The sequence below is a fragment of the Dyella jiangningensis genome (assembly GCF_003264855.1).
Lineage (GTDB): Bacteria > Pseudomonadota > Gammaproteobacteria > Xanthomonadales > Rhodanobacteraceae > Dyella > Dyella jiangningensis_C.
The window spans coordinates 1249106-1269856 of the sequence record NZ_NFZS01000001.1; the positions used below are offsets into that span (position 1 = coordinate 1249106).

At 65.9% G+C, this 20751-nt stretch carries 19 protein-coding genes and 5 tRNA genes; 19 read left to right on the forward strand and 5 right to left on the reverse strand.

Going from position 1 to position 20751, the window contains the following annotated elements:
* Nucleotides 1–73: 73 nt before the first annotated feature.
* The 3 genes from CA260_RS05475 to hemA form a co-directional block, all read right to left on the reverse strand.
* Entirely contained in the window at nt 74–2182 is a 2109-nt protein-coding gene (locus CA260_RS05475) for a tetratricopeptide repeat protein (protein ID WP_111981380.1), read from the reverse strand.
* Between the two features lie 60 nt (nt 2183–2242).
* Nucleotides 2243–3322, reverse strand: coding sequence for a peptide chain release factor 1 (gene prfA, locus CA260_RS05480; protein WP_111981381.1), 1080 nt, complete (start codon nt 3320–3322; stop codon nt 2243–2245).
* 75 nt (nt 3323–3397) lie between these two features.
* Complete coding sequence (gene hemA, locus CA260_RS05485; protein ID WP_111981382.1) at nt 3398–4672, reverse strand: glutamyl-tRNA reductase; 1275 nt, start codon at nt 4670–4672, stop codon at nt 3398–3400.
* A gap of 163 nt (nt 4673–4835) precedes the next feature.
* On the opposite strand from hemA, the gene CA260_RS05490 reads away from it, so the two are divergent.
* The 8 genes from CA260_RS05490 to ychF all read left to right on the forward strand — a co-directional run bounded on the left by CA260_RS05490 (nt 4836) and on the right by ychF (nt 12323).
* Complete coding sequence (locus CA260_RS05490) at nt 4836–6521, forward strand: tetratricopeptide repeat protein (protein ID WP_111983022.1); 1686 nt, start codon at nt 4836–4838, stop codon at nt 6519–6521.
* Nucleotides 6518–7144, forward strand: a complete 627-nt coding sequence (gene lolB, locus CA260_RS05495) for a lipoprotein insertase outer membrane protein LolB (RefSeq protein WP_111981383.1) — start codon at nt 6518–6520, stop codon at nt 7142–7144. The genes CA260_RS05490 and lolB overlap by 4 nt, the downstream gene beginning before the upstream one ends.
* Nucleotides 7145–7304: 160 nt before the next feature.
* The gene (gene ispE, locus CA260_RS05500) at nt 7305–8699 is read left to right on the forward strand and encodes a 4-(cytidine 5'-diphospho)-2-C-methyl-D-erythritol kinase (protein ID WP_111981384.1); all 1395 of its coding nucleotides are present in this window, start codon (nt 7305–7307) and stop codon (nt 8697–8699) included.
* 17 nt (nt 8700–8716) lie between these two features.
* Nucleotides 8717–8793, forward strand: a tRNA-Gln gene (locus CA260_RS05505).
* 55 nt (nt 8794–8848) lie between these two features.
* Nucleotides 8849–9787, forward strand: coding sequence for a ribose-phosphate diphosphokinase (locus tag CA260_RS05510; protein WP_111981385.1), 939 nt, complete (start codon nt 8849–8851; stop codon nt 9785–9787).
* 105 nt (nt 9788–9892) lie between these two features.
* The gene (locus CA260_RS05515) at nt 9893–10540 is read left to right on the forward strand and encodes a 50S ribosomal protein L25/general stress protein Ctc (RefSeq protein WP_111981386.1); all 648 of its coding nucleotides are present in this window, start codon (nt 9893–9895) and stop codon (nt 10538–10540) included.
* A gap of 45 nt (nt 10541–10585) precedes the next feature.
* A complete protein-coding gene (gene pth / locus CA260_RS05520; RefSeq protein ID WP_111981387.1) occupies nt 10586–11179 on the forward strand; it encodes an aminoacyl-tRNA hydrolase in 594 nt (197 codons plus the stop codon).
* 52 nt (nt 11180–11231) lie between these two features.
* Entirely contained in the window at nt 11232–12323 is a 1092-nt protein-coding gene (gene ychF, locus CA260_RS05525) for a redox-regulated ATPase YchF (protein ID WP_111981388.1), read from the forward strand.
* A 61-nt stretch (nt 12324–12384) separates the two neighbouring features.
* Here the strand turns inward: ychF and CA260_RS05530 are convergent, their stop codons facing one another.
* Together CA260_RS05530 and CA260_RS05535 are read right to left on the reverse strand one after the other, a co-directional pair.
* Nucleotides 12385–12774, reverse strand: coding sequence for an STAS domain-containing protein (locus CA260_RS05530; RefSeq protein ID WP_111981389.1), 390 nt, complete (start codon nt 12772–12774; stop codon nt 12385–12387).
* Nucleotides 12771–15089, reverse strand: a complete 2319-nt coding sequence (locus tag CA260_RS05535; RefSeq protein ID WP_111981390.1) for a SpoIIE family protein phosphatase — start codon at nt 15087–15089, stop codon at nt 12771–12773. Before CA260_RS05535 ends, CA260_RS05530 begins: the two co-directional genes overlap by 4 nt.
* A gap of 71 nt (nt 15090–15160) precedes the next feature.
* Here CA260_RS05535 and CA260_RS05540 point away from each other — a divergent pair, with 71 nt between their 5' ends.
* From CA260_RS05540 to rplA, 11 genes are all read left to right on the forward strand, one after another.
* Nucleotides 15161–15739, forward strand: coding sequence for a GNAT family N-acetyltransferase (locus CA260_RS05540; protein WP_238149615.1), 579 nt, complete (start codon nt 15161–15163; stop codon nt 15737–15739).
* 77 nt (nt 15740–15816) lie between these two features.
* Nucleotides 15817–16305 carry an acyl-CoA thioesterase gene (locus tag CA260_RS05545; protein ID WP_111981392.1) on the forward strand — a complete coding sequence of 163 codons (489 nt, stop codon included), beginning with the start codon at nt 15817–15819 and terminating at the stop codon, nt 16303–16305.
* Nucleotides 16306–16410: 105 nt separating this feature from the next.
* Nucleotides 16411–16496, forward strand: a tRNA-Tyr gene (locus tag CA260_RS05550).
* 30 nt (nt 16497–16526) lie between these two features.
* Nucleotides 16527–16600, forward strand: a tRNA-Gly gene (locus tag CA260_RS05555).
* 26 nt (nt 16601–16626) lie between these two features.
* Nucleotides 16627–16702, forward strand: a tRNA-Thr gene (locus CA260_RS05560).
* Between the two features lie 63 nt (nt 16703–16765).
* A complete protein-coding gene (gene tuf, locus CA260_RS05565; RefSeq protein ID WP_111981393.1) occupies nt 16766–17956 on the forward strand; it encodes an elongation factor Tu in 1191 nt (396 codons plus the stop codon).
* A gap of 136 nt (nt 17957–18092) precedes the next feature.
* Nucleotides 18093–18168, forward strand: a tRNA-Trp gene (locus CA260_RS05570).
* 81 nt (nt 18169–18249) lie between these two features.
* Nucleotides 18250–18645: a preprotein translocase subunit SecE gene (secE, locus tag CA260_RS05575; protein ID WP_111981394.1), complete on the forward strand. Its 396-nt coding sequence runs from the start codon at nt 18250–18252 to the stop codon at nt 18643–18645.
* Nucleotides 18646–18654: 9 nt separating this feature from the next.
* Entirely contained in the window at nt 18655–19215 is a 561-nt protein-coding gene (gene nusG / locus CA260_RS05580) for a transcription termination/antitermination protein NusG (RefSeq protein WP_111981395.1), read from the forward strand.
* 183 nt (nt 19216–19398) lie between these two features.
* On the forward strand, nt 19399–19827 hold the full coding sequence (gene rplK / locus CA260_RS05585) for a 50S ribosomal protein L11 (RefSeq protein ID WP_038620472.1): 429 nt from the start codon (nt 19399–19401) through the stop codon (nt 19825–19827).
* 3 nt (nt 19828–19830) lie between these two features.
* Nucleotides 19831–20538, forward strand: coding sequence for a 50S ribosomal protein L1 (rplA, locus tag CA260_RS05590; protein ID WP_111981396.1), 708 nt, complete (start codon nt 19831–19833; stop codon nt 20536–20538).
* Nucleotides 20539–20751 lie beyond the last annotated feature (213 nt).

Below are 20751 nucleotides of genomic sequence, written 5' to 3' on the forward strand. Positions count from 1 at the left end.
GGGCGAAGCGCGCGTGCGGCAGGTGAAGGCCGCACGCGCCTGTCCCGCCGGCGAACGGCGCGCGCCCTCCGGCTTACGGCAGGTCCAGATCCACCGGCTTGCGGCCGATCCGGTACCGCGCACTCATGGCCTGCACCGCACGCTTGAAGTCGCTGGCATAGCCCTGCATGTCGAACAACGGGCTTTGCGTGCGCTGCTGCGACAGGTGCTGGCGCAGTGTGACGAGCGCCTCGCGATCGTTGCCCAGCTGCGTGGCCATGGCGATGAAGGATTCCTCGTCCTCGCATGCCAGTTCCGGCAGGCCCAGCTGCAGCAACAGGCTGGTCGCGACGCGGCCGGCGAAGGTGCGGCCGGTGCAGGTCAGCACCGGACAGCCGGCCCATAGCGCGTCGGACGCGGTGGTGTGGGCGTTGTATGGCAGCGTGTCGAGGAAAAGATCGGCATGCACATAGCGCGAGAGATATTCCGCATGCGGCAGGCGCGGCAGGAACACCAGGCGCTCGGGTGCGATGCCCGCGGCACCCGCCGCGGCGCGCAGCCGGTCGTCGGCGCCTTCGGGGCCGCTGAGCAGCCACAACACGCTGTCGGGAACTTGCTCCAGCACCAGCATCAGGCGGGCGAAGGCCGCCGGGTTCAGCTTGTAGCTGCTGTTGAAGCATGCGAACACGGTGCCCTGGTCGGGCAGCCCGCACTCGGCGCGCGAAGGCGGCTGCGCCACCACGCGGGTGTTGTCGTTGGGCTGGTAGCAACGGGGCAGGCGGATCAGTTTTTCGCTCACCGTGGCGCGCAGGCTGTCGGGCAGCACGGTCTTGTCGGCGAGCAGATAGTCCATCCATGGCGCGCCGGTGCTGCCGGGATAGGCCAGCCAGTTCACCTGGATCGGCGCGGGACGCAGCGCGAACAGTTCGGCGTTGTCGCGTCCGGAATAGCCATTGAGATCGAACAGGATCTCGACGCCGGTGTCGTGGATGCGCTGCGCGACCTGCGCGTGATTGAGCGCGGACACGTCGTGCAGCGTGGTGGCCGTCGCGAGGCGGCGGCGGATGGCGCCGCCGTCATCCGCGGTGGTCGCGAACAGGTGCAGTTCCAGGTCCTCGTCGTCGGCCAGCGCTTCGAGCATCGCCACCACGAGCAGACCGGTCGCGTGATCGTTGAAGCCGTCGGCGACGAAGCCGACACGCGCCGCGGCATCCGGTGCGGGCTTGGCGTGCGTGAAGGCCTGCTGCTTGCGCAACGGCGCGGCCTGCTGCTCCACGCCGTCGGCATAAGTCTTCGCGCAGCGCAGTTGCAGTTCGGCGTCGACATCCTCCGACAGCATGACGAACGGACTCACCGGCGAAGCACCTTCTGCGATGGCCTGCTGCAGCCGGGCGCTCAGGTCGTCCAGGTCGTGCCAGTCGCACAGCCGCCGGCGCAGGAACAGCAGTTGCCCGAGCACCGGGCCATTGTCCGGATGCAGCGCAAGCGCGCGCTCATAGGCCTTGGTGGCCGCCTCCAGCTTGCCGGCGTCTTCCATCGCCTGGCCGGCGGCGAAGGGATATTCGTGATTGCGGGGCGACAGACGCTCGGCCAGCAGCCACGATTCGCCGGCTTCGTCGGCCTGGCCCTGGCTCAATAGGATGCGTCCGCGCATCGCGTGGGCGGCATCGAAGCGCGGATGCAGCTGCAGCGCTTCGTCCGCATGCAGTCTCGCCTGGTCGACGTTGCCCAGTTCGAGTTCGGCGCCGGCCAGGTTGAGGCGGATGCCCGGATGGGCCGGGGCACCATGGGTCGCCATGGCATACGAGTCGCGCGCATTCTGGAAGCGCGCGGCGGCCATCAGCGCGTTGCCCAGCGTCAGCAGCACCGCCGGGTGACCGGGCGCCATGCGCAGCGCGGCACGCAGTCGCTCGATGGCGTTGTCGGCATCGCCATTGGCCACCTGGGCGCTGCCGAGGTTGCATTGCACCTCGACGCTCTGCGGGTCCATCTGCGCGGCTTCTTCGAGCATCGCGACGGCGTCGGCCGGGCGATGCAGCTGCAACAGGGCGACACCGTGCAGGCGCGCCAGCTCGGCATGGTCGGGATAGTGGGCGCGGGCGTCGATGGCGGCCTGTTCGGCACCGGCGAAGTCGCCGCGTTCGATCTGCGCGACGATCTGCTGGGCAAAGACGGTCGCGGGAGGGGTAAAGAGATCAGTCATCCGCCCAAACTAGCGCAGGGCGTGGTGGCTGCCAATCCGCCCGTGTCCCGCAGCGCTGGCTCAGCCGGCGGTGAGAGCCTTGAGCTCGTCGGCCTGGTGCTCGCGCGTCAGCGTATCGACCAGTTCGTCCAGGTCGCCCTGCAGCACTTCGGGCAGGCGATACAGGGTGAGGTTGACGCGGTGGTCGGTGATGCGGCCCTGCGGGAAGTTGTAGGTGCGGATGCGCTGACTGCGGTCGCCCGAGCCCACCTGCAGGCGGCGCGATTCGGCTTGCGCGGCGGCCTGCTTGCTGCGCTGCTCGTCGAGCAGGCGCGCCTTCAACAGGCTCAATGCGCGGGCACGGTTCTTGTGCTGGCTGCGCTCGTCCTGGCACTCCACCACGATGCCGGTGGGCAGGTGGGTAATACGGATGGCCGAGTCGGTCTTGTTGACGTGCTGGCCGCCGGCGCCGGAGGCGCGGAACGTGTCGGTCTTGAGGTCCGCCGGATTGATCTCGATGTCGTCGATCTCGTCCATCTCGGGCAGGATCGCCACGGTGGCCGCCGAGGTATGGATGCGGCCCTGCGATTCGGTTTCCGGCACGCGCTGCACGCGATGCGTGCCCGACTCGAACTTCAGCCGCGAATACGCGCCCTTGCCCTCGACGCGCGCCACGATTTCCTTGTAGCCGCCATGCTCGCCAGGGTTCTCGCTGAGCACTTCGACGTGCCAGCGGCGGCGTTCGGCGTAGCGCGTGTACATGCGGAACAGGTCGCCGGCGAAGATCGCCGCCTCGTCGCCGCCGGTGCCGGCGCGCACTTCGAGGAACAGGTTGGCCTCGTCGCGCGGATCCTTGGGCAGCAGCAGGATCTGCAGCTCGTCGTCGAGCTCGATCAAGCGTTGTTCAAGCCGGACCACGTCGTCCTGCGCCATGTCGCGCAGTTCGGGGTCGTCCAGCATGGCGCGGGTTTCGACCAGCTCGCGCTCGGCCTGGTCGCGCTCGCGCAGCGATGCGGTGACCGGTTCCAACTGCGCGTATTCGCGCGACAGTTCGCGGAAGCGGTTGTTGTCGGCGAGCACGTCGGGCTGGCCGAGCAGCAGGCCGATTTCTTCGTGGCGTTCGGCGAGGGTTTCGAGCTTGCGGCGGATGGATGGCGTCATGGCGAAAGTGTGCAGAGGAAACGGGAAGCGAGAGAACGGCGCGTCGTGGACGTGCCCGGCTTATCGCTGCCGTCGCTACTCTTCGCTCACTTCCGGCTTTTCCACGATGCCATAGAGACGACCGGCGGCATGCAGCAGGTCCATGTCGCCGCTCAGCGCCGCCTCGCGCAGGCGGGCGCTCGGGTGATGCAGCAGCTTGTTGGTCAGCGTGTTGGCGAGGAAGGCCAGCGCCTCGTCCGGCGACTTGCCGCGGGCGATCATGGCGCGCGCCTTTTCCAGCACTTCGTCGCGATAGACCTCGGCGTGCAGGCGCAGGTCCACCGCCGGATTGCGCACGGTGAGCGCACGGCGCCATGCCATGTAACGCTCGACCTGCAGGTCGATGATGGCGTCGGCCTCACGCGCCGCGGCTTCGCGCAGGCGACGGTTGTCATCGATCACCTGGCGCAGGTCGTCGATGCCGTAGAGGAACACGTCGTCGAGCTCGCCCACGGAGGCTTCGATGTCGCGCGGCACCGCGATGTCCACCATGAACATCGGCTTGCGCCGACGCGTGGCGATGGCCTTCTCGACCATCGCGTGCGTGACGACCGGTTGCCGCGCCGCGGTGGAGCTGATGACGATGTCCGCCTCGGCGAGATGCTGGGGCAGGTCGGCCAGCGAGACCGCATAGCCGCCATGGCGGCTGGCGAGTTCCTGGGCATTTTCCAGCGTGCGGTTGGCGACGATCAGGCGCCGCACCTGTTTGTCGGCGAGGTGTCGTGCGGCCAGTTCGATGGTGTCGCCTGCGCCGATCAGCAGCACGCAGGCCTGGCGCAGGTCGGTAAAGGCCTGCTCGGCCAGGCGTACGGCAGTAAACGCCACGGAAACGGTGTGCGCGCCGATGCGGGTGTCCGTGCGCACGCGCTTGGCGACGGCGAAGGTGTGCTGCAGCAGGCGCTCCATCGGCGCGCGCAGCACGCGGGCATCGCGTGCCTGCTGGTAGGCGTCCTTCACCTGCCCGAGGATCTGCGGCTCGCCCAGCACCATGGAGTCCAGCCCGGTCGCCACGCGGAACATGTGACGCACGGCGGCGTCTTCATCGTGGCGATACAGGAACTCGTCCAGCCTGCCCGCAGTCAGTTGATGGTGACGGCTGAGCCACGCCTGTGGAACGCCCTCCGCCCCGGCCGCGACGCTCACGTAGAGCTCCGTACGGTTGCAGGTGGAGAGGATCAGGGCTTCCTCCACCCCGGGTTCGCGCGAAAGCGCCTCCAGGGCGGCCCCGGTGGAATCCGCATCGAATGCCACTTGCTCGCGCAGGTTGACCGGCGCAGTGAGGTGGTTGAGCCCTAAGGCGATCAGCGTCATGGTTCAGGGCAATTCGAGGCGGGGGGGCATCCGGCAGCGTAAACTAGGTTTTGGCACCGGCCGTTCTACAGTGGTGGCGGCCAACACAGACGGATGAGCGGAGAATAGTGTGCTGAGCAGGTGGTCCAAGTTCAAGCAAGTGCGGCATTTTGCGATCGGCGGCATGGTGGCTCTGGTGCTGGCCGGATGCGCTTCGGTGCCGGGCGGAGCGAGGCACCAGGCCAATGCGTCCAGCCAGCCCCTGGACAAGCTGGTGGTCGTCACCCCCGATGAAGACCATGACCTGCTCGCCCAGCTCCTTGCCGGCGAGATGGCGCTCACCCGCACCGATCTCAAGACGGCCTCGGCGACCTACGGCCGGGCCATGATGCTCTCCAACGACCCCAAGGTGGCCGAGCAGGCCGCCGCGCTGGCGGTCGCCATACGCGACGCCCCGGCGGCCGAAGCGGCCATCAACCGCTGGCAGGCGCTCGGAGCCAAGCCCGCCGGCTTGGCCCAGGCGCGCGCCCAGCTCGCGCTGAGCCAGGGCAACACCGACGAAGCCCGCCGTCAGCTCGAGCTGCTGGTCGGCACCGGTGATCCGGACGCCTGGCGCCAGTTCGGGCGGGTCCTGGTCGGCAGCCGCGATCCGGCCCAGGCGGCGCAACTGCTCGAAGCCGTCGCGACGCCCCAGCGATTGCCGGCCGACCCGCAGGCCTGGCTGGCGATGAGCGAGCTGGGCGACAAGCTCGGCCGCCACGCCTATGCCCTGCAGATCGCTGAGGGCGCCGTGAAGCGTTTCGGCACGGGCGAGACCTACGCCTGGCTGGGCCAGATGAAGTACCACGATGGCGACAAGCTTGGCGCCAAGGCGTTGTTCGACAAGGCGATGGCCAAGGATCCGAAGAACACTCACCTGCGCCTGGCCTACGCCACGCTGCTGGGGCAGGGTGGCGACTACGCCGCGGCCGCGAAGCTGCTGGACAACGGCCCGCAGGATGCCGACATCTACGCCATGCGCGCCGCCCTGGCCGCGCGCGCCAACGACACCAAGACGATCACGCGCCTCTACGGCCAGATCCAGCGCTCCTCCGAGGACGTGCGCCAGAGCAATGCCTTCCTGCTCGGCCAGCTCGCCGAGATGCTCGACAAGAAGGAAGAAGCGCTGAAGTGGTACGACCAGGTCGCGGATGACGACGACCATGCCTTCGACGCGGACGTGCGCAGCGCCGTGCTGCTGCAGGACCTCGGCCGCAGCGCCGAAGCCCACGAACAGCTGGCGCAGATGCAGACCGACTATCTCGACCAGCCGGCCCTGCTGCGTCGCGCCTACGAGGTGGACGCCGAGCTGTACATGAACGAGCAGCAGTACGCCCAGGCCGAGCGCTCGTTCAGTCGCGCGTTGCAGGTGACGCCGGACGATCCTGCGCTGCTCTACGGTCGCGGCCTCGCCTTTGCCGAATCCGGTGACATCGATCACGCCGTGAGCGATTTCAGGCATCTGCTGCAACTCAAGCCCGACGACACCGACGCCAGCAATGCGCTGGGCTTCACGCTCGCCGACGCCAATCGCGACCTGCCGGAGGCGCAGCGCCTGATCGAATCGGCGCGCGCGGCACGTCCGAACGACCCGGCGATCGAGGATTCCTGGGGCTGGCTGCAATACCGCCTCGGACATCTGGACCAGGCGGAAAAGTCGCTGCGCGGGGCATGGACCGCTCGCAAGGATGCCGATGTCGGCGTGCATCTGGGTGAAGTGCTGTGGAAGCAGGGACGCCAGGAAGATGCGCGGCGCGTATTCGACGAAGTGCGTAAGATCGACCCGCAAAGCGCCACCCTCCACAACACTCTCAAGCGCCTCAATCCATGAAGCTCCCCGTTCGTCTACTCGCGGCAGCGTTGCCGCTGCTGCTGGCCGCGTGCGTCCACAAGGAAGCCGTGCGTCCGGTCCAGGCCGACTACGCCGTGCTGCTCGATCAACAACGCGCCCGCGAACATCAGCTGGCCAAGGTCGACCACTGGGTACTGCAGGGCAAGATCGGCGTGTCCGGCCAGGTCAACGGCAAGAGCGACGGCGGTAGCGGCACGCTGACCTGGACCCAGAACGGCGACAACTACGACTTCGTCGTGCGGGGCCCGGTGGGCGCCAAGAGCTTTCGCTTGAGCGTGACGCCTGACGGCGCCGTGCTTGATGGCCTGGAGGGCGGCCCGGTACGCAGCCCGGACGCCGAATCGCTGGTGGAAAAGGCACTGGGCTGGCATGTGCCGCTGCGTGACCTGCGCGCCTGGGCGCTGGGCCTGCGTGCCGACAGCGGACCGGCCGAGCTGAAGTTCGGCCCCGATGGCCTGCCTTCGCAGCTGTCCCAGGATGGCTGGATCGTGAGCTATCCCGCTTGGGACACCACGCACCCGCAGGCCGTGCCGAGCAAGGTGTTCGCCGAAAACCCGCCGAACAAGGTGAAGCTGTCGGTGGAATCCTGGAACTTCCAGTAATCCGATCTTTTTCCCTCTCCCCTCGGGGGAGAGGGCAGGGTGAGGGGCCAATCTTGCGATAACCCGCCAGTGACGAGCGCTTTGTAGCCGCCCTTGCCGCGAGCACCCACCCCTCACCTCGATCCTCTCCCCAGCGGGGAGAGGAGGAAGAGCAAATAGCATGACCTTCCACATCGAACGTGCCCAACCCGATCAGGTCGATGCCCTCTGCGCCATCGAACGCGCCGCCGTTGAGCTGTTCCGCGGCCATCGCGCCTGGCGCTCTTACCGCGACGTCTCGGTGCCGCCCGAGGTGCTGCGCGAAGCGATCGCGCGCGGCCTGGTATGGGTCGCCGTGATCGGCTCGGGCGAACCCGTCGGCTTCATCTGGCTGGACGCGGAGCAGGGCGGCCATGCCATCGGCGTCGCCGAAATGGATGTGCTCCCCTCGCACGGCCAGCGCGGCATCGGCGCGGCCCTGTTGGAATACGCCTGCGGCTGGGCCCGCATGGCGGGCTATCACCGGGTCGACCTCGGGACGCTGTCCGACGTGCCCTGGAACGCGCCGTTCTATGCGAAACACGGCTTCGCCGTGATGGACAAAACCCTCCCCGAGTTCGCCTTCTACCGCGAACGCGACCGCGAGAACGGTTTTCCGGACGACTTGCGCGTCTTCATGAGCCGGCCGTTGCCGCCGCCCGATCCGGCCGACTGGACCGTCTGGCCGGCGCCCGCCAAGGTGAACCTGTTCCTGCGCATCACCGGTCGTCGGCCTGACGGCTACCACGACCTGCAGACCGTGTTCCGCCTGCTCGACTGGGGCGACGAGATCCGTTTGCGCCCCCGGCGCGACGGTGAAATCCATCGCCTGACCGACGTCCCCGGCGTACCGGCCGAGACCGACCTGGTGGTGCGCGTCGCGCGCCTGCTGCAACCCCATGCGCCGGCCGGTTCCGGCGTGGACATCGAAGTGGAGAAGCGCATCCCCATGGGCGGCGGCCTGGGCGGCGGCAGTTCGGATGCGGCCACGGTGCTGGTGGCCCTCAATCGCCTGTGGGACGCCGATCTGGACGAGGACGACCTGGCCGAGCTGGGTCGCCAGCTGGGAGCCGACGTTCCGGTGTTCGTGCGTGGCCGTTCAGCCTGGGCGGAGGGCATTGGCGAAAAGCTCACGCCCATGGCCCTGCCGGAGCGCTGGTACGTGGTACTGGACCCCCACGAACACGTGCCGACCGGAGCGCTTTTTCAAGCGTCTGAATTGACACGAAATGCTCCGCCCGCCACAATTTCATCCTTTGCTTCGGGCGAAACGGTCGAGAACGCGTTCGCGCCCGTGGTTCGCGCGCGACACCCGCGCGTAGCCGCGGCGTTGGACTGGCTCGACGGCTTCGGCCGGGCAAGGCTTTCCGGCAGCGGTGCGTGTGTGTTCCTGGAGACGGACTCCCCGGAACGTGCCGAGGCCATCGCGGAGCGCTGTCCCGCCCGGTTTACGGCCCATGTGGCCAAGGGCGAGGACGTCTCTCCGCTGCTTGTCGCCCTGGCGCGCCATCGCGGCGTCGACGGAGCGGCAGGGTAGGAAAATCCAGTTTCTACTGGGGCGTCGCCAAGCTGGTTAAGGCACAGGATTTTGATTCCTGCATGCGAAGGTTCGAATCCTTCCGCCCCAGCCATTTCACACGTGGCTCATCAGGTTCCTAAAACATGACTGTCGATACGTCAGGTCCGATGCTCTTCACCGGCAACGCCCATCGCGCGCTTGCCGAGGATGTCGCCCAGCGTCTTGGCGTGCCCCTGGGCAAGGCGCTCGTCGGTCGCTTCAGCGACGGCGAGACCCAGGTGGAGATCGAAGAGAACGTCCGCCGGCAGGAAGTGTTCGTGCTGCAGCCCACGGGCGCGCCGAGCGCGGAAAACCTGTTCGAGATGCTGACCCTGGTGGACGCGCTCAAGCGCGCCTCGGCAGCCAGCGTCACCGCGGTAATGCCGTACTTCGGCTATGCCCGCCAGGATCGTCGCCCGCGCTCGGCGCGCGTGCCGATCACGGCGAAGATGGTGGCCAAGATGATCGGCACCGTGGGTGTGGATCGCGTGCTCACGGTCGACCTGCACGCGGACCAGATCCAGGGCTTCTTCGACATCCCGGTGGACAACGTCTATGCCTCGCCGGTGCTGCTGGCGGACATCTGGCGCAACCACAGCATGGACGACCTGATCGTGGTCAGCCCGGACGTCGGCGGCGTGGTGCGCGCCCGTGCGATGGCCAAGCGCCTCGACGACGCGGACCTGGCGATCATCGACAAGCGCCGTCCGAAGGCGAACGTCGCCGAAGTGATGAACATCATCGGTGAAGTCGAAGGCCAGACCTGCGTGCTGGTCGACGACATCGTCGACACCGCCGGCACTCTGTGTGCGGCTGCCGCGGCGCTCAAGGAGCGCGGCGCCCGCAAGGTGGTGGCGTACTGCGTGCACCCGGTGCTGTCGGGCGCGGCGCTGAAGAACATCGAAGGCTCCCAGCTCGACCAGCTGGTGGTCACCAACACCTTGCCGCTGCGGCCGGACATCGCCTCGTGCAGCAAGATCCGTCAGCTCTCGGTCGCCGAGCTGCTGGCGGAAACGATCCGCCGCATCGCCTTCGGCGAGTCGGTGAGCTCGTTGTACATCGACTGAGTTTCCGCGGCGGGCATCAGCCGGCCGCTGCTTCACGGCTCCTCTGGTCGCGGGGGAGTCGCACGACCGCCGCGAGGCGGTTCACTACTGATAGGCAATACCAACATGGCTACGACTCACGAAATCAAGGCTACGGCCCGTAATGACGAGGGGAAAGGTGCGAGCCGCCGCCTGCGTCATGCCGGCTTCGTGCCTGCCGTTGTCTACGGTGCCGGCCAGGCCCCGCAGAGCATCCAGATCGAACACAACACCATCCTTCTTTCCGCCAAGCACGAGTGGTTCTTCTCCTCGGTGCTCGACCTGAACGTCGACGGCAAGGTCGAGAAGGTGCTGGTGCGTGACTGGCAGAAGCATCCGTACAAGCTGCAGATGCTGCACATGGACTTCCAGCGCGTCGACCAGAACAAGGCCATCCACATCAACGTGCCGGTGCACTTCCTGAACCAGGAAAAGTCCGCCGCCGCCAAGACCTCGGGTGTGGTGATCTCGCACAACCTGACGGAAGTGGAAGTCTCCTGCCTGCCGAAGGACCTGCCGGAGTTCATCGAACTCGACCTGACCGACCTGAAGCCGGGCGACATCGTCCACCTGTCGCAGCTGAAGCTGCCGAAGGGCGTGGAAATCGTCGCGCTGCACCTGGGTGCGGACCACGACATCGCGGTCGTCACCGCCAACGCGGTGAAGGAAGAAGTCGAAGAAGCCCCGGCCGAGGGCGACGCTGCCGCCGCTCCGGCGCCGGAAGCCAAGAAGTAAGTCGCAGCGGCCCGCGTTCCTTCGAACGCGGGCCGCCACGATCCTATGGCGGGTCTGCGACTCATTGTCGGACTGGGCAATCCCGGTGCCGAATATCTCCGAACCCGGCACAACGCCGGGTTCTGGTTTGTTGACGCCCTGGCATCAGGGCAGGGCGAGCGCTTCGGTTTCGACGGCAAGCTGCATGGCGAGACCTGCAAGGTCCGCATCGGCGGCCAGTCGGTGTGGCTGCTCAAGCCTTCCACCTTCATGAACAAGAGCGGCATCGCCGTTGCGTCGGCGTTGCGCTACTACAAGATCGAGCCGGACGAATGCCTCGTCGCGCACGACGAGCTGGATCTGGATCCCGGCACCGTGCGGATGAAGTTCGACGGTGGCCACGGCGGCCAGAACGGCCTGCGCGACATCATCGCGCACCTCGGGCACGCCAAGTTCCATCGCATGCGCGTGGGCATTGGCCATCCCGGCCACAAGGACAAGGTCACGCCGTGGGTGCTCGGTCGCCCCTCGGCCAAGGATGAGGACGCCATCGTCGACGGCATCGCGCGCGCGCTCGACGTGCTGCCGCTGGCGGTCGATGGCCAGTTCGACAAGGCCATGCAACAACTACACACACCGGCGGCGGGCACGAAGGCCTAAGGCGCACGCCTAAGCCATCGTCCGTTGCCTGACACAGCTTTGCGGAGTTTCCATGGGCATCAAATGCGGCATCGTCGGCCTGCCTAACGTCGGCAAGTCCACCCTCTTCAATGCACTGACCAAGGCCGGCATCGCCGCCGCGAACTACCCGTTCTGCACCATCGAGCCGAACGTGGGCGTGGTGCCGGTGCCCGACCCGCGCCTGAAGGCGCTGTCGGATATCGTCAATCCGCAGAAGGTGATCCCGACCGCCGTCGAGTTCGTGGACATCGCCGGCCTGGTGGCTGGCGCCTCCAAGGGCGAAGGCCTGGGCAACAAGTTCCTCGCGCACATCCGCGAAGTGGACGCCATCACGCACGTGGTGCGCTGCTTCGAGCACACCGACATCATCCACGTGGCCGGCAAGGTCGACCCGATCGCCGATATCGAAACCATCGATACCGAGCTGGCGCTGGCCGACCTCGATTCGGTCGAAAAGGCGCTGAACCGCGCCGAGCGTTCCGCCAAGGCCAACGACAAGGAAGCGATCGCCAAGAAGCCGGTGCTGCAGAAGCTCGCCGCCGGTCTCAACGAGGGCAAGTCCGCGCGTAGCCTGGGCCTGGACGACGAGGAAAAGGCGCTGGTACGCGACCTGTTCCTGCTTACGCTCAAGCCGCTGATGTACATCGCCAACGTGCGTGAGGACGGCTTCGAGAACAACCCGCACCTGGACGCCGTGCGCGCACGCGCCGTGACCGAGGGCGCCGAAGTGGTGCCGGTGTGTGCGGCCATCGAAGAAGAGCTCTCGCAGCTGGACGACGCCGACCGCGACGAATTCCTGACGGACCTGGGCCTGGAGGAGCCGGGCCTGAACCGCGTGATCCGCGCCGGTTACAAGCTGCTCAACCTGCAGACCTACTTCACCGCCGGCGTGAAGGAAGTGCGCGCCTGGACCATCAAGCGTGGCTTCACCGCGCCGCAGGCGGCGGGCGTGATCCACACCGATTTCGAGCGCGGCTTCATTCGCGCCGAGACGATGAGCTACGACGACTTCATCCAGTACAAGGGCGAGGCGGGTGCCGCCGCGGCGGGTCGCCTGCGCAAGGAAGGCAAGGATTACGTCGTGAAGGATGGCGACGTGTTGCACTTCCTGTTCAACGTCTGAGCGCGACGCACACTGGCAAGCAGACAGACGGGCCGCATCGCGGCCCGTTTTTTTTATCGTTTCAGTCTTCGATGCTGTCGCCCGTGATCTGGCGTTGCATGTGGTCGAGGTAGGCGTCCAGTTCCCTGGCGCTGGCGAACACCTCGTTCACCGGTACCGCCTTCACGATCTCGAATACTTTCTGCACCTGCGGCTGCGGGTTCAGCAGCAAGGTATGGCCGCCGCGGGCACGCATGCTTTTCCTGATCTTCGCGATGCTGCGCAGGCCGGCGCTGCTGATGTAGTCGAGTGCGGAGAGATCGAGCACCACCGTGCCGCCATCCGCCACCCGCGGCAGCAGGTCCAGGGCGGCGAGGTCGAACTCGCCAAAGGTCTGTGCGTCGAGCCGGCCATGCAGGTGCAGCGTGGTGCGGTCGGGCGACTCGCTTTCAGTGCTCAGGCTGAGCGTCATGGTTGTGGCTCCGTACGTGCAGGATGGAGGAAACGCAATTGCAGATGATTGCCTTGCTCGTCATGGCTGTAGCTGAGCTCGCTCGCCATGGCGCGGACCAGATGAATGCCCAGGCCGCCTACTTCTTCCTGGTCGGCGATATCGCCGGTCAGCGCGGGCAAGGGCGCCTGCAACGGATCGAAAGGTTGTCCATCGTGGTGAAGCTCGACGAATACGGCGCCGTCGCCCAGCCGCATGTGCAGGTCGATGGTCTCGCCCGTCTCGCGGATGCGGCCGTGCTCCACCATGTTCACCATCAATTCTTCCAGCACCAGGCGGATGTCATCGCGCACGTCCGGCGTCACTCCCTGGGCCTGCAGGGACGCGTCGCAACGATCCAGCGTCTCGAACACATCATCCATCGACGCATTGATGGTCAGGTCCAGCATGGGCGAGTTCCTGTCGTCGAGGGCATGATGCCAGCTCAGCGCGAGAACGGTGATGTCGTCCGCCTGTCCCGCACCCTCGGCAAAGCGATCCACCTCCGCCAGCAGGCCGCCGGCCAGATCGGCCGCGCTGCGCGATGACGAACGCTCAAGGCAGGCAAGCATGCGTTCGGTGCCGAACATCGCCTGCTGGGTGTCCGACGCCTCGGTAATGCCGTCCGTGTAGAGCAGCAAGGTCTGCTCGGGCTGCAGGCGCAACGCGCGGGACGGGTAGCTGGCTTCGTCGTCGAGGCCAAGCGCGGCGCCGGTATCCAGATCGATCAGGCGGGCGCCATCGCCATCGCACAGCACCGGCGGCTCGTGCCCTGCGCTGGCCATGACCAGTTCGCCCGTGAACGTATCGAGCATGCCGCACAGCAGGCTCACGAACATGCAGCTGTCATTGTTGCGGCATAGCTCCACGTTGAGCATCGACAGGAGATGCTGTGGCGTGCGCGCCCTGGGAGCCAGGGCCTTGGCGAGCGTGATCGTGCGGGCCATGAACAAGGCGGCGGGAATGCCTTTGTCCGACACATCGCCCACCATCACGCAGAAGCGCCGCTCGTTGAGCATGAAGTAGCTGTAGAGATCGCCGCCGACGGCCCGCGCGGGGCGCAACAAGGCGTGCAGCTCGAAATTCTCGCAATGCGCATCGAGGTAGTGCTCGCCCGGCAACAGGGCGGTCTGGATCTGGTGCGCGATATCGAGTTCGCTGGCGAGGCGCTGCTGTTCGCGCGCATTGCGGGTGAGCTCGGCGATATGCAGCGCCAGTTCCGTGCGCATGCGGTCGAAAGCGTGCGTCAAGCGACCGACTTCATCGGGAAAACGCGCAGGCGGCAGTTCGAAGGAGAGCGCGCCGCGCGCCACTTCCTCGGCGCGGGAGGCGAGGGTGCCGAGCGGGGCAAGGATGCGCCGCGTCACCGCGAGGGTGACCACCGCGAGCGCCAGCAGCGCCAGCAGGCCCAGTGCCAGCACGCGGGTGAACGCCTGCCGTGCGCCGGCGTAGATCGTGGCCTCCGGTATGACCAGGCCAAAGCGCCAGCGGGTGCCTTCGATGGGACTGAAATAGATCCACACCGGTTTGCCCCGGGCCTGCGGGTTCTGGGCAACGGCCAGGCGCACGCGGGAAGCCTGGTGTTGCGCCGCCGCCTGCAGCAGTTCGGCATGCCCGCGCTGGCCGATCAGGGCGGGGTTGTCGTGGACCAGGTAGGTGCCGTTGTCGTCCAGCACGAAGGCATAGGCGCCCGCGGGCTTGCTCAGGTCCAGCAGGATGCGGCTCAACCAGTCCAGCGAAACGTCGGCATTGATCAGGCCGACCGGGTGGCCGGCACGGCTGATCGCCACGGAATAATTGATCAGCTCGCGTTTGCGCGACTGCGAATAGAAGTGTCGCTGCCAGCAGCCTTGCGAACAGCTCAGGCCGGCCAAAAACCAGTTTTTTTCCCAGTAGGGGTTGTCGTCCTTGCGAAGATCGCGTGCATCCAGCGAGCCATTCTCCTGGCGACTGATGAATGGCGAGATCGGCGGATTGTCTGCCATGGGCACGAAAGCCGCCGCGAGGCCGGACAGGTCGGCGTTGCGCGCAAGTGCATCGCGAAGCATTACCGCCGCGTCGTCCGGCCGTGGACCGATCACGGCGGCGAGCGTCTGCGCGGTATCCGCCACGCGGGCGAGCCGCTGCTCGATGCGGTTGCCCGCTTCGCTAGCCATGGCCGTGGCTTCGCCGTGGGCTTGTTCGAGGATCTGGTGGCTGACCCGATAGAACAGCACGCCGCCGGCCACCGCCAGCACCGAGACGGAGCCGGCCAGCACCCACAGAGACAGCCTCGAAGCGATGCTGCGCAAGAGCATGGGGTCCCCCTCAGACACGCCCATATAGCCACGCGCGGCCATGCTTCGGCAAGCCATTTGGACGGCCGTTTGTGCGCCGCGTCGCGGTTCATGCGGTGCTGCGTTTGTCTTGTTGCTTCATGGCCCGGCATGATGAGATCGGGCGCATGAGGCAAAACCTCCACATGCGGCTGGCGGGCCCCGGGGATGCGCCAGCCATCGGCGTGCTGGCGCGGCGCGTGGTCCGGCGATGGATCCTGCCAGAGCAACCGGCCGAGGCGGCCGGTCCTTTGCTGGCCGGCATGAGCGCCAGGGCGATTCGACGGAAGATGGCCGATGGCCAACGCTTCCACCTCGCGTTCGTCGGCGATGTGCTCGCCGGCGTCGTCGCCATACGTGAAGACAGTCATGTGTTCCAGCTGTTCGTCGGAACGCGATATCAAGGGCGGGGCATCGCCAGGAAACTCTGGCGGCGGGTGCTGACGGACAGCGTCCGCCGCGCCGGCACGCGGTACTTCACGCTCAATGCCGCCATCGGTGCCGTACCGGTCTACCTGCGTCTGGGTTTCGAGCCCAATGCTTCGGCGAAAGTGCCGCGCAGCAAGCTCGTCACCGTGCCCATGATCTATCGGGTACGCGCGCCAAGGCATCGCCATGGCCCCTTGCGGTAGGCCGTCATGGCCTTTTCCGTCGCAGCCGGGCGCATAATTCGCGCACTCATCCCGCACGCCCCTGGAGAACCCGGTCCATGCCTGGCAAGCAGCACGAAGTGAACTTCCGTTTTCTCGCCCAGCCTTCCGACGTCAACTTCGGTGGCAAGGTGCACGGCGGCATGGTGATGAAATGGATCGATCAGGCTGGTTACGCATGCGCCGTGGCCTGGAGCGGGGCGTACTGCGTGACGGCGTCAGTCAGCGGCATCCAGTTCGTCGCACCCATCCTGATCGGCGACCTGGTCACCGTGCGCGCGCGCCTCATCCACACCGGTCGCTCCAGCATGCACATGGCGGTGGACGTGCTGGCGCGCGACCTGAAGAAGGATGAGCACCATCTCGCCACCAGTTGCGTGATGGTGTTCGTCGCACTCGATGCGCCCGACGGCAAGCCCACGCCGGTGCCCGCCTGGCAGCCGCGCGACGAGAAGGAACAGCAGCTGCAGCAGCAGGCGATGAAGCTGATGGAGCTGTCCAAAGACATGGAATTGCTGGTCGACCGCCACGTGGCCGAGGGCGTCTGAAAACAAGACCGGACTTGCGTGAAAAAACTCGCGCGAAAGCGTCATTTTTTCCGCGGCAGGTGTTGACAGCCACGGGCCTGATCCACACAATAGCCGTTCTTTGTTGGAGGGATACCCAAGCGGCCAACGGGGGCAGACTGTAAATCTGCTGGCTTACGCCTTCGGTGGTTCGAATCCACCTCCCTCCACCAGACGATTTCCGCAAAGGCTGATTCAACCAGGCGGGAGTAGTTCAATGGTAGAACCTCAGCCTTCCAAGCTGATGGTGCGGGTTCGATTCCCGTCTCCCGCTCCATTGAAGTCGTCTTAAGGTGTTTCCGTGCTCATGTAGCTCAGTCGGTAGAGCACTTCCTTGGTAAGGAAGAGGTCGCTGGTTCGATTCCAGTCATGAGCACCATCTCACCGCGGTCCGCGGGTATTTCCACTTTTCTTCTTTCGACTCCATCGGGGTTTTAGACGTATGGCAAAGGGTAAATTCGAACGCACCAAGCCGCACGTCAACGTCGGCACGATTGGTCACGTGGACCACGGCAAGACGACGCTGACGGCTGCGCTGACCAAGGTGGGTGCAGAGCGTTTCGGCGGCGAATTCAAGGCGTATGACGCGATCGACGCGGCGCCGGAAGAGAAGGCGCGCGGTATCACGATCAACACCGCGCACGTCGAGTACGAAACGGCGAACCGCCACTACGCGCACGTCGACTGCCCGGGCCACGCCGACTACGTGAAGAACATGATCACGGGTGCGGCGCAGATGGACGGCGCGATCCTGGTGTGCTCGGCCGCAGACGGCCCGATGCCGCAAACGCGTGAGCACATCCTGCTGGCGCGTCAGGTTGGCGTTCCGTACATCATCGTGTTCCTGAACAAGTGCGACATGGTGGACGACGCCGAGCTGCTCGAGCTGGTCGAGATGGAAGTGCGCGAACTGCTGTCGAAGTACGACTTCCCGGGCGACGACACGCCGATCATCAAGGGTTCGGCGAAGCTGGCGCTGGAAGGCGACCAGTCGGAGATGGGCGAACCGGCGATCATGAAGCTGGTGGACGCGCTGGACACGTACATTCCGGAGCCGGAGCGCGCCATTGACCAGCCGTTCCTGATGCCGGTGGAAGACGTGTTCTCGATCTCGGGCCGCGGCACCGTGGTGACCGGTCGTATCGAGCGCGGCATCATCAAGGTCGGTGACGAAGTGGAAGTGGTCGGCATCCGCCCGACCCAGAAGACCACCGTCACGGGCGTGGAAATGTTCCGCAAGCTGCTGGACCAGGGTCAGGCAGGCGACAACGTCGGTCTGCTGCTCCGCGGCCTCAAGCGCGACGACGTCGAGCGCGGCCAGGTGTTGGCCAAGCCGGGCACGATCACCCCGCACACCGACTTCGAGGCTGAGGTCTACGTGCTGTCGAAGGACGAAGGTGGCCGTCACACCCCGTTCTTCAAGGGCTACCGCCCGCAGTTCTACTTCCGCACGACCGACGTGACCGGCGCCATCGAGCTGCCGGAAGGCGTCGAGATGGTCATGCCGGGCGACAACATCAAGATGGTTGTCACCCTGATCCACCCGATCGCCATGGACCAGGGCCTGCGCTTCGCGATCCGCGAAGGCGGCCGTACCGTCGGCGCCGGCGTGGTGGCCAAGGTCATCAAGTAAGCTGTAGACTGGGAAGTCGCCCGCTGCGCGGGCTGCAAGGATCCAGGGTGAGAGGCTTCGGTCCCTCGCCTTGAGAAGGGGCCGAAAGGCGCCACCTTGCAGCGGCAAGGCGAGCGACTTCACCCATTTTTTGAATACGCCAGTAGCTCAATTGGCAGAGCAGCGGTCTCCAAAACCGCAGGTTGGGGGTTCGAGTCCCTCCTGGCGTGCCATCTTCCCGAGGACCCACGACGGATGGTGGATGGCATACGGACCGTAACCCGGTCAATGCCTCTGTCATCCGATCCTGTCGCATGAATACGAAGGCCGAACCGACCAAGGGCGCCAGCGGCGCCGATATCGCCAAGCTGGTGCTGGCCGTGCTGGTGCTGGCTGCCGGCATTTTTGCGTATTCGTGGTTCGGTGCCGACGGCTCCATCCCGCAGTCGGTGCGCCTGCTTGGCGTACTGGTCGCGCTGGTGGCTGCACTGGCCATTGGCGCTTTCACGGCTCCGGGTCGCCGCGTGCGCAGCTTCCTCGGCGAATCGCAGTTCGAAATGCGCAAGGTGGTCTGGCCCACCCGCGACGAGACCCTCAAGACTACCGGCATCATCATGGTCGTGGTCATTGTCTTGTCGCTGTTGCTGGGCCTGATCGATCTGATCCTGAAGTCGGTCGTGCTCGACTGGCTGCTCAAGCTCGGTACGTGAGGTGATGGCATGAGCAAGCGTTGGTATGTGGTGCACGCCTACTCGGGCTTCGAGAACCAGGTGAAGCGCTCGCTGGACGAGCGGATTCGCCGCGCCGGCATGGAAGAGAAGTTCGGCGAAGTGCTGGTGCCGACCGAAGAGGTCATCGAAATGCGCAGCGGCCAGAAGCGCCGCAGCGAGCGCAAGTTCTTCCCGGGTTACGTTCTCGTGCAGATCGAGACGGACACCGAGGGCAAGGCACCGCGCATCGACGACGAGTGCTGGCATCTGGTCAAGGAAACCCCGAAGGTGATGGGTTTCATCGGCGGAACCGCCGATCGTCCGCTGCCGATCCGCGATTCCGAGGCCGACGCCATCCTGAGCCGCGTCCGCGAAGGCGTCGAGAAGCCCAAGCCGAAGGTGCTGTTCGAGCCCGGCGAGATGGTCCGGGTCATCGACGGTCCGTTCAACGACTTCAACGGCGTGGTCGAGGAAGTCAATTACGAGAAGAGTCGCCTGCGTGTCGCAGTGCTGATCTTCGGCCGTTCGACCCCGGTCGAACTGGAGTTTGGTCAGGTCGAGAAGGCCTGATCACGGCCCCGGCACGGGGCTTGCTTAAAATTTGATCAGTCTCTATACTGCGCGGTTCACGCTGGGGCCTTTTAGCCCGGCGTGTCCGTGTTTTTGAGGTTCGCAGGACAGCGGGCCTTCCTCTCTCAGGGACGACAACACTGCGAGGAGCCGCAAGGCGTTTGAACTCGCGAGGAAAATCCAATGGCAAAGAAAGTAACTGGCTACATCAAGCTGCAGGTCAAGGCCGGTCAGGCCAACCCGTCGCCGCCGGTGGGTCCCGCCCTCGGTCAGCGCGGCCTGAACATCATGGAATTCTGCAAGGCGTTCAATGCCGCCACGCAGAAGATGGAGCCGGGCCTGCCGATCCCCGTGATCATCACGGCCTATTCGGACCGTAGCTTCACCTTTATCACCAAGACCCCGCCGGCCACCGTCCTGATCAAGAAGGTCACGGGCGTCGCCAAGGGTTCGTCCAAGCCGAACACCGACAAGGTCGGCAAGATCACCCGCAAGCAGCTGGAAGACGTTGCGAAGCAGAAGGAGCCGGATCTCACGGCTGCTGATCTGGACGCTGCGGTGCGCACCATTGCCGGTAGCGCGCGCAGCATGGGCCTGGTGGTGGAGGGCTAAGACATGGCAAAGATCACGAAGCGTATGAAGGCGGCCCAGGCCGCTGTGCAGCCGGGCAAGCTCTATGGCCTGGAAGAAGCCCTCAACATCGTCAAGAACAACGCCAAGGCCAAGTTCTCCGAGTCCGTGGACGTCGCCGTCCGTCTGGGCATCGACGCCAAGAAGTCCGACCAGGGCGTTCGTGGTTCGTCGCTGCTGCCGCACGGCACCGGCAAGACCGTCAAGGTCGCCGTGTTCGTGCCGGCCGGTGAGAAGGCCGAGGCCGCCAAGGCCGCCGGCGCCGATGCCGTCGGCATGGACGACCTGGCCGAGCGCATGCAGGCTGGCGAGCTCGACTTCGGTCGCGTGATCGCCACGCCGGACGCGATGCGCGTGGTCGGTAAGCTCGGCCAGCTGCTCGGCCCCCGTGGCCTGATGCCGAACCCGAAGGACGGCTCGGTCACCGCCGACGTCGCCACGGCCGTGAAGAACGCCAAGGCCGGCCAGGTGAAGTTCCGCAACGACAAGGCGGGCATCATCCACGCCACCATCGGCAAGGCCACGTTCGAGGCCTCGCAGCTGGCTGACAACCTCAATGCACTGGTCAACGACCTGCTGAAGGCCAAGCCGGCCACGGCCAAGGGTCAGTACCTGCAGAAGATCGCGCTGTCGTCCACCATGGGCGTTGGCGTTCCGGTCGATGCATCGACGCTGTCGGTGTCGACCAAGTAAGTGTTGAAGTCCCGCATCGGCATCACGCCGGTGCGGGCACGTTTTTGAAGGCAGGCCCCGGTGAAAGCCGGAGTCGCCGTCAAAGACCGCAGGCGCGATCAGCGCGCCACGACGACGAGCAGGGAGCTCGTGTTGGCAAGGAAACGCCGTCGTGGCTAGCGGGTTCGCTTAATCGGGTCCCCAGCGGATCTGGCCTGCGTAGATGGTGCTGCC

Bases quoted from the DNA above. Each gene is read 5' to 3' on its own strand.
- CA260_RS05475 (WP_111981380.1), bottom strand. From the start codon at position 2,182: ATGACTGATCTCTTTACCCCTCCCGCGACCGTCTTTGCCCAGCAGATC.
- prfA (WP_111981381.1), bottom strand. From the start codon at position 3,322: ATGACGCCATCCATCCGCCGCAAGCTCGAAACCCTCGCCGAACGCCAC.
- hemA (WP_111981382.1), bottom strand. From the start codon at position 4,672: ATGACGCTGATCGCCTTAGGGCTCAACCACCTCACTGCGCCGGTCAAC.
- CA260_RS05490 (WP_111983022.1), top strand. From the start codon at position 4,836: ATGGTGGCTCTGGTGCTGGCCGGATGCGCTTCGGTGCCGGGCGGAGCG.
- lolB (WP_111981383.1), top strand. From the start codon at position 6,518: ATGAAGCTCCCCGTTCGTCTACTCGCGGCAGCGTTGCCGCTGCTGCTG.
- ispE (WP_111981384.1), top strand. From the start codon at position 7,305: ATGACCTTCCACATCGAACGTGCCCAACCCGATCAGGTCGATGCCCTC.
- CA260_RS05510 (WP_111981385.1), top strand. From the start codon at position 8,849: ATGCTCTTCACCGGCAACGCCCATCGCGCGCTTGCCGAGGATGTCGCC.
- CA260_RS05515 (WP_111981386.1), top strand. From the start codon at position 9,893: ATGGCTACGACTCACGAAATCAAGGCTACGGCCCGTAATGACGAGGGG.
- pth (WP_111981387.1), top strand. From the start codon at position 10,586: ATGGCGGGTCTGCGACTCATTGTCGGACTGGGCAATCCCGGTGCCGAA.
- ychF (WP_111981388.1), top strand. From the start codon at position 11,232: ATGGGCATCAAATGCGGCATCGTCGGCCTGCCTAACGTCGGCAAGTCC.
- CA260_RS05530 (WP_111981389.1), bottom strand. From the start codon at position 12,774: ATGACGCTCAGCCTGAGCACTGAAAGCGAGTCGCCCGACCGCACCACG.
- CA260_RS05535 (WP_111981390.1), bottom strand. From the start codon at position 15,089: ATGCTCTTGCGCAGCATCGCTTCGAGGCTGTCTCTGTGGGTGCTGGCC.
- CA260_RS05545 (WP_111981392.1), top strand. From the start codon at position 15,817: ATGCCTGGCAAGCAGCACGAAGTGAACTTCCGTTTTCTCGCCCAGCCT.
- tuf (WP_111981393.1), top strand. From the start codon at position 16,766: ATGGCAAAGGGTAAATTCGAACGCACCAAGCCGCACGTCAACGTCGGC.
- secE (WP_111981394.1), top strand. From the start codon at position 18,250: ATGAATACGAAGGCCGAACCGACCAAGGGCGCCAGCGGCGCCGATATC.
- nusG (WP_111981395.1), top strand. From the start codon at position 18,655: ATGAGCAAGCGTTGGTATGTGGTGCACGCCTACTCGGGCTTCGAGAAC.
- rplK (WP_038620472.1), top strand. From the start codon at position 19,399: ATGGCAAAGAAAGTAACTGGCTACATCAAGCTGCAGGTCAAGGCCGGT.
- rplA (WP_111981396.1), top strand. From the start codon at position 19,831: ATGGCAAAGATCACGAAGCGTATGAAGGCGGCCCAGGCCGCTGTGCAG.